At 54.4% G+C, this 8,293-nt stretch carries 3 protein-coding genes and 4 pseudogenes; 5 read left to right on the top strand and 2 right to left on the bottom strand.

Features of this window, described 5'->3' with window-relative positions:
- Window positions 1–1,274 (top strand): IS66 family transposase (tnpC, locus tag L284_RS34145; RefSeq protein ID WP_031341962.1); only part of this gene is annotated, 1,274 nt, incomplete at its 5' end.
- Window positions 1,274–1,570: a hypothetical protein gene (locus L284_RS34140; RefSeq protein WP_021233732.1), complete on the top strand. Its 297-nt coding sequence runs from the start codon at window positions 1,274–1,276 to the stop codon at window positions 1,568–1,570. The genes tnpC and L284_RS34140, both read left to right, overlap by 1 nt.
- Here the strand turns inward: L284_RS34140 and L284_RS34135 are convergent.
- Window positions 1,568–1,939, bottom strand: a pseudogene (locus tag L284_RS34135) (IS66 family transposase); the annotation flags it as partial. The gene L284_RS34140 and the pseudogene L284_RS34135 overlap by 3 nt on opposite strands.
- On the opposite strand from L284_RS34135, the pseudogene L284_RS47355 reads away from it, so the two are divergent.
- Window positions 1,928–2,083, top strand: a pseudogene (locus tag L284_RS47355) (IS66 family transposase); the annotation flags it as partial. The pseudogenes L284_RS34135 and L284_RS47355 overlap by 12 nt on opposite strands.
- A gap of 275 nt (window positions 2,084–2,358) precedes the next feature.
- Window positions 2,359–3,478: pseudogene (locus tag L284_RS34130) on the top strand (IS5 family transposase).
- Window positions 3,479–3,618: 140 nt separating this feature from the next.
- Here L284_RS34130 and L284_RS34125 read toward each other — a convergent pair.
- Window positions 3,619–4,046, bottom strand: a pseudogene (locus L284_RS34125) (transposase); the annotation flags it as partial.
- A 447-nt stretch (window positions 4,047–4,493) separates the two neighbouring features.
- On the opposite strand from L284_RS34125, the gene L284_RS47350 reads away from it, so the two are divergent.
- Window positions 4,494–8,003, top strand: coding sequence for a rhamnosyltransferase WsaF family glycosyltransferase (locus L284_RS47350; RefSeq protein ID WP_081673967.1), 3,510 nt, complete (start codon window positions 4,494–4,496; stop codon window positions 8,001–8,003).
- Window positions 8,004–8,293 lie beyond the last annotated feature (290 nt).

Here is an 8,293-nt window from a genome sequence, read left to right as displayed (position 1 = left end):
CTGACACCCCGCGCGAGCGAAAAGAACTCGACCCGGGCAGCGCTTGTCCCGATTGCGGGGGCGAGTTACGCCTCGTCGGCGAGGACGTGAGCGAAATCATCGAAATGATTACCGCCAAGCTGAAGGTGATCGAGGTCGCGCGGCCGAAGAAGTCCTGCCGCTGCTGTGAGAAAATGGTGCAGGTGCCGGCTCCGAGCCGCCCGATCCCCGGCAGCATGGCCGGAAGCAGCTTGCTTGCCTACGTGCTCGTCTCAAAGTTCGACGATCACTTGCCGCTGTACCGGCAGAACGAAATCCTTGCCCGCATGGGCGCTGACATTCCCCGCAGCACGCTGGCTGACTGGTGCGGCAAGGCGATGCGAAGCCTGCAGCCCTTGATCGAGCGTATTGAGGCATCGGTCCTGGCCAGCACCGTCATCCACGCCGATGATACGCCGATCCAGGTGCTGGATCACACAAGGCGGGCCGAAGGGCTCGGTAAGGGCGTGAAGCAAGGCAGGATCTGGGGTTATGTCTGCGATCAGCGCCCGTGGAACGGGCCGGCACCGCCGGGTGTGGTCTATCGCTTTGCCTCCAACTGGAAGGCGGAGCACGTGCAAAACCACCTTTGCAATGCGAGCGGCATTCTCCAGGCCGACGCCTACAAGGGATATGCGAAGCTCTATCAGCCCGGCGCGGACGGCGAACCGCGCTTCCGGGAAGCTGCCTGCTTCGCCCATTGGCGGCGTGACTTCCACGACATCTGGAAAGCGAACAAATCCCCGATAGCGCGAGAAGCCCTCGATCGCATCGGCCAGTTGTACGACATCGAACGCGAAATCGCCGGGAAACCTGCCGATGTTCGGTGTGCCGTCCGCCAGGAGCATAGCAAACCCAAACTGGAGGCGTTGCGCGCCTGGGCCGAGCAGCAACTCACCCGCATCCCCGTCAAAGGCGACCTGGCCAGCGCCATTAGGTATGGCTTGGGTCGCTGGCAGGCCTTCTCACTGTTCATTGAAGACGGACGCGTCGCCATCGATAACAATGCCGCTGAGCGAGCCGTGAGACCTATTGGCTTAGGAAGACGCAACTGGCTCTTCGCCGGCTCCGAAGCAGGCGCTGAAACACTGGCGCGAGCCATGACGCTTATTGAAAGTTCCAAGATGAACGGTCTTGATCCGCAGGCTTATCTCGCCGACGTGCTCGGCCGTATCCATGATCACAAGATCAACCGGATCGAGGAATTGCTGCCTTGGAAATGGGTGCCCTTGGTACCGTTGGCAGAGGTAGCCTGATGGCCACGATCACTCACGTACGCACGCTGGACTATGCTGCCAAAATGCTCGGCGAGGACGTGGAGTTGTTGGAAGCCATCGTCTGGAACGACGACAATCTGACATACGGCAGCATCATCACCGTTTACACTGGACCGGATGAGACCATTACGGCGCTCACCGACGATGGCGTCGACGAACTGTCAGATATGCTTCGAGAAGCACGCCGCACCACCCAGACCTGGCACGGCTTCCTCGATGACTTCGTTGACGATCCCGAACTCGCCACTCGCTTCAAGGCCCAACCACCGCGGTAACAATCGGACGGTTACATCCCAGCGGCGGAGCATGTAGTTGATGGCCTTAGCGAGATCGTGGTTGCGCGACAGCCTGGCGAGCTAGGCGGTGAGCCAGGCGTGAAGCTCGGCCATGAGCGGCACACTCAGTTCCTGGCGCACAGCGAGCCGCTCGGCCGCGTCCTTGCCATTGATGCCGCGCACGACGTCGAACAGGGTATCGATCCGCTGCACTGCCTCGAGCGCGATTGGATAGATCATGCCGGCATGATCGCCGCGGCTCTTCTTGCGGGCTGCGCTGGCGACGTCGGCCAGTTCGAAGAACTCGCGCCGCGCGTGGGCGTAGCAGCCGGCCTCGAGCACGGGCGCAGGCATGCGGCCGGGAGCGTGGCGCGGATCATCGAGGGCGGCATCCCCACCGAGGCGCTGATCGCGTAGGTGCTGGTCGCCAAGTACGCCGATCACCTGCCGTTATACCGGCAGGCCCAGATCTACGCGCGGCAAGGTGTCCAGCTCGACCACGTCCTCGCCGACGAGGCGTAACTCGCCCCCCCGCAATCGGGACAAGCGCTGCCCGGGTCGAGTTCTTTTCGCTCGCGCGGGGTGTCAGACGCAACACGCGCGCGCCGGGCCACGGCCCGTGCGCTGTCTACGCGCGCAGTGGCCTCATCGTCTTCGACATCACTCGGCAAAGCGACGGTTTGTGCCGCGGCGACCAGAATGTCCTCTAACAGGTTCCGGAAAAAGGCTCTTTCCTTGAGCCGCTTGAGGTGATTCAGACACCTTCAGCTGAGGTTGATGGATTTGAGATGCGGCGCGGCGATTACCGGAGCGAGGGGCTGTTTTCCTACGTGAGTTGCGAAGCCCGGGTTCCGGCGAACCATCCCGTTCGGGTGATCCGGGCGATCGTCGATAAAGCTCTTGAGGTGATGTCAGCAGATTTTGATGTGATGTATTCGCGCATTGGGCGGCCATCGATCCCGCCCGAGAAGCTGCTGCGTGCGTTGCTCCTGCAGGCCTTCTATACGATCCGCTCGGAGCGCCAACTCATGGAGCAGATGGATTACAACCTGCTCTTCCGCTGGTTCGTTGGCCTGGCGATGGATGCGCCGATCTGGGATGTCACGGTCTTCACCAAGAACCGTGAGAGGCTGCTGTCCAGGGACGTTGCCGCCAAGTTCCTGTCCGCCATCATCACCGGGCACGCGTGCAGGCTCTTCTGTCCGACGATCATTTCTCGGTGGACGGCTCGTTGATCGAAGCGTGGGCCAGCGTGAAGAGCTTCAGCCCCAAGGATGACGGCGGCCCCGGGGATGACGATGACGGTGGTTCAGTCTCCGGCCATGGCGAGCAGAAAACAGCGCCGAGCAATGCCGGACGCGAATTCCGGGGCGAGAAGCGCAGCAATGCTGCCCATGCATCAACTACTGACCCCGATGCCCGCCTATTCAAGAAAGCGCGGGGCTAGGCAGCCAAGCTGTGCCATATGGCCCATGTCCTCATGCAGAACCGCAATGGCCTCGTTGTCGATGCGATCCTCACCCACGCCACCGGCACCGCCGAGCGCGATGCCGCACTGACCATGCTGGGCCGGATGGAAGGGCGCCATCGGATCACGCTGGGCGCGGACAAGAACTACGACACCGCCGCCTTCGTCGAGGCATTGCGCGAGATGGGCGTCACCCCGCATGTGGCTCAGAACAACAGCAACCGGCGCTCGGCAATCGACGGGCGTACGACACGCCGTCCCGGCTACGGCCTCTCCCAAAAAATCCGCAAGCGGATCGAAGAAGTGTTCGGATGGGCAAAAACCTGCGGCACCATGCGAAAAACCCGACACCGTGGGCAACATCGCTTCGATGGTCCTTCACGCTCACCGCTGCCGCCTATGACCCCATCAGGCTGCCGAAACTGCTGGCTGCGACCTAGGCCTGCGCTTCACAGCGCCCGAGGCCGGTCAAGACGACCCGCTTAGAGAAAGCCTCCTCCCAGAATGACTGACGCCGTGGCTTAGAAAACGGCGAAAGCGGGGCCGATGGCGGGCTTGCCAAGCCTTTTTCCGCACCCTGTTAAGCGAGGTTGGCCATGTCGATCTTGATGCGGGCACGAGCGATGCCGATCGTGCGCACTACCAGGCCCACACGGTGCTTCTGCCCGGCGAAAACGTGTTGACGGCTGAGCGCACCGCCGATCGCCTGGCATTGGCGCGTGCAATACGCTCGGACATCGCGCGGCGGTTCGGCTTTCGCTGGTGGATGTGGCTGGTGAACATTCCTTTGGCCAGGAAGGCCTCGTTCTTCTTCGATCGGTAGGCTGTATCGGCCCAGACGCCAGAGGCGGTGTTGTCCGGGCTGATTAGCGCTGGCAGCCTCGCCCCATCATGCGCATTTGCCGCGTTGGTATCCCAGGTCCCGATCAGGCCGTGGGTGCGATCGATGCCTATGTGGTTTTTGTAGCCGAGCATCGGGATAGCGAGATCGACCGGCTTGAACGCCTTCCAGCTGCCGTTTCCAGGCGTAAAGCGAATTATGGCTGACGCAAAGCCGCTGCGAAACTCGGCTACTGGATACCGGCGCGCCGTGATCTGGGCCACTGCATCACGCTTGAACTCATCGCTGAAATGGGCTTCCCTATCCTCGCCTCCGGCCTCGAAATTAGTGTCAAAGGCATTCAGAATCTAGGGGCTACTCATACTGACAATCACGAGGCATCTACCGCATCGATCCAAATCGCCACAGCGCAACGGTTTACAAGGTGTTCCCATAAGCATAATATTTGCAAGAATGTCTGACAAAACACTGTGCGGCGAGTTTATGAAGGCCTCTACCGTCAACCGAACGCATTGTCATTAGGAGCTCGAAACTATACTTTTGTTTACGCAAAATAAAGGTTAGTGTGAATTTTTGAAAACTATTACACAATCACAGGTTAGAAGAAATACTGCATGAGCACCCCTGACCTCTCTTCACAAATTGACTCCCCGCTAAAAGAGCTTTATAATAATTCTAAGGACAATTTACTTCTGTTGCATGACAACGATTCAGCTAAAGCTGAATATTTTTACTGCGTGGACGACATATCGTCAACTAACTGTGTTGGTTGGCTTTATGTTCAATCGAGCACAACCGAATTCATGGTCAGTGCTCGGATTGGCGATTGGATGCTCGGAACTTCGCCTCTTGATATCTATCGCGATGATTTGCGGGAAGCTGGCTTTGGAAATGGTATTGCTGGCTTCCAAATTGATTTTACAATACCGATAGATCCCTCTCTCATCCATCTTGTCACGATCGAGGCCGCCCGGGTTTCGGATGGAAGCTGCGTGCACGTCTTGAAGGGCCCCACCCCTGGAGACGTCAACTCTGAGAAGATCCATGACGACATTGCTAAAATTTCACCCCTGCTTGATAAAACATACTACTATGCCAAGTATAAGGATCAGGTGCACGGCTTTGATGCAATATCTCATTATTATTTAAATGGTCGCTTCCGCAGCATCAAGCCGAACGCTTTATTCGATCCGGATTTTTACATAGCATACTCGAAGGTGTTCTTCGGACGAGACATCAATCACGAGGATGCACTTCGTGATTATGTTGATTTGGGGGAAGCGATTGGGGCACGGCCATCTCCGCTATTCGATCCGAACTTTATAGCGGCCAAAAGTTCAGTAGCGCCAAATTCAGAATTACTTCAATACTACATCTCTCTTGAAGATAAAGATGAGGTACAGACCAGCTTGATTTTCTGGCCGCATTGGTACGGCAGAAAATATGGGGTCTCTGGAGATTTTCTAAATCACTACTTAGAAGAAGGGATTAAAAAGGGATATCAGCCCAACCCTTTGTTCACGGTCAGCCTTGTGCGTGATTTGCTGCGGTGCAAAACAGAGAATGTTTTGCATAATTATTTCATCGCTGAGAAATCCAATCCGGTAAAAACCCACACATTAATAAACACGGATTACATTCTTCAGCAAGTCTCTTTTGATAAAGTCCGCCGCTCTGGTAAATCAGTCTTAGAATATTACATCGATAACCACCGGCAAATTTGCCCTAACCGCTTATTTGACAATGAATATTTCGTTAATAGCGGAAATTACACTAGCAACGCGCAAACTTTGCTTTCCCATTATCTTGAGCAATCAACGTCAGATCTTAAACCGCATCCGCTCTTTTGGGATTGCGCTTATAAAGCTGCGCGACCTGATATTACTCGGGAAAGCATCTCCCCCCTTGAGCATTACTATCTAAGCGGTTTCAAGGAATATGTACGAACGCATCCACTCATCAATCACAATCTACTGATTGAAGAGACAGCCGCCAGAAACGAAAGCACGCCTTTAGAATATTATATTGAGCACTGTTTAGATAAAAACCTTTCACCCGATACGGGTGGTACGGTCAATAGCCATGTGGAGCGGCAGTCTGATCTAATAGCGTTCAAAATTGATGGCTCAGATGGCCTTTCACCTCGGATCGGTACGGTCGGATTGTTTGCGCACGTCTACTATCTCGATCTAATTTCGGAAGTTGCTGACGTTGCTCGTAACCTGCCCACGGGTTCCAAGATTTTCATTTCAACGGACACTGAATACAAAGCGAAAAACATTAGGGCGCAAATGGGCGAATTATGCGAACATCATTGCGAGGTCCGCAGTCTTCCTAATCGTGGCCGAGATATTGCTCCTTTTCTTGTGGGCTTTAGTGACCGTCTTCGTGAAGTTGATTATGGAGTTCATATTCACACTAAGAAGTCACCCCATTATTCCGCAGCATTCTCGAAATGGCGACGCTACCTCTATACTGAGCTAGCCGGTAGCCCCGCGATCGTAGCGGGCCATCTTACTGTCTTGCAGCATCCCGAAATTGGAATGTCCGCGCCTATTGATTTCGCGCCGCTTGCACCTCTCCTGAATTGGGGCGGCAATCGCCAACGTGCTGAGCATTTGATCGGAGCGATGGGAGGCCGTATACCATCAGGATTTGCCCCGGAGCTTCCGTCAGGCTCCATGTTCTGGTTTAAAACTGCAGCACTAAAACCATTTCTTGATCTGAGGCTAAGCTTGGCCCACTTCGATCCCGAAGCGGGGCAGGTGGACGGCACGCTAGCCCACGTTATCGAGCGATGCTTCTTCAATATTTGTGAATTGTCTGGACATAAGTACGTGCGGACGACAACGCAAGATTATGTTGAAGGCGTAAAACTTACGTCGTTACTAGATGAAGCAATGAAACGCACACTGCCCTCAGCTTGGTGCAAAAATGGTATTCTGGAGACTTATCATCCTGAGACTAGAAAATTCGTTGCCAAGAAAGTCCTTGGTGGTCCACGACTCAACCTTTTGATCCCAACCGCCGACACGTCAGTCGGATATGCTGGAGTATCGGAAGCTATTCGGTTGTTTGTTGGCGCACTTGCTAGCTTGGGCGACGGGTGGAGCGGGCGTATTGTCATGACAGACATTCCGCCTAACAACATGTTCACGCCGCCACCAGGCTTCCGCCTTGTCGAGAGTTTCAATGAATCTGAAAAAGCTCGAAACTCGGTCGTCGATGGATGTGATCGTGATCGTGAGTTCTTCACCATGCGTGAGCAGGATGTGTTCGTCACCTCCGCTTGGTGGAATGCCGGACAGGCGTTTGATCTGATAAGGCAAGCCGAAGAACTTTATGCCGATGAGAAATATAATCGCAAATTGATATATCTGGTTCAGGACGACGAGCGCGGGTTTAATCCTTGGTCCACTAAATACAAGCTATGCGACGACACGTACAATCATGCCGGCAAGACCTTTGCTGTCTTTAACACACCGTTGCTGGCACAACATTTTGCAAACCACAGCATTTCATCTGACAGCTTTATTTACGAACCTCCGATTAATCACAGTTTAGCACCAGGATTCATAACTCCATTTGGAGATCGGGAAAATATAGCTATACTGTATGCACGTCCGCATGCTGTAAGAAATGGTCTTGATTTTCTTGACGCAGTAGTCGGCGAGAGCCTTAGGCAGGATTGGCTTTTTTGGAGGGATTGGACTTGGCTTGCGATTGGCGAAGATTTCAATGCTCACACACTTAAAAGCTCTGATCATGTAACAGTGAAGGGAAGATTAACTCTAGAGGAATATCGAGATGTTCTATCTAGGGCTAAGCTCGGTATCTCACTGATGGTATCCCCTCATCCGAGCTACCCCCCTCTCGAAATGGCAGCCCACGGAGTTCGCGTCGTCGCAAATCGTTTTGAAACAAGAGATTTGAGTGATGCTCACTCTGGTATTACTACATTCAATGAGTTTGACCCAACCGCTGTCTCCTTGCTGTTGAAGGATGTAGCTACCAGAGAAAATATGGTACAAGAACCAAAAATTAACTGGTTCTTCAATGAGAAAACCAACGCGATTTCAGTCTTTTCTGCCATGGCCGATGCTGCGGAACGACAATTTGGTTAACGACCAGCACTAACCCTGGCTGCGTTCTGCCACGGGCTAGGATGTTAGATCAGACGCTTCATCGGCCGAGGCTCACCCCGGCCGATGAAGCAATTTGACACCCCGATTTACCGGCTTGGCTATCAGACTTAGGGTGCCGGACGCGGCTCAGAGCCCGACCCAAAAGTTGTTGAGCGATACCAGTCCATGTCATTGATCACTCCATCTCTCGCAGAACGGCGTGAATCACAACATGCTGGTGATCGGCCCCCACCGAGTGGTCCGGGTTATTTGTTAGTGTAAGATTGCCT

The organism is Novosphingobium lindaniclasticum LE124, from assembly GCF_000445125.1.
GTDB classification, from domain to species: domain Bacteria; phylum Pseudomonadota; class Alphaproteobacteria; order Sphingomonadales; family Sphingomonadaceae; genus Novosphingobium; species Novosphingobium lindaniclasticum.
The sequence above is the reverse complement of the archived record's forward strand: the minus strand, read 5'-3'. Positions and strand labels throughout refer to the sequence as shown.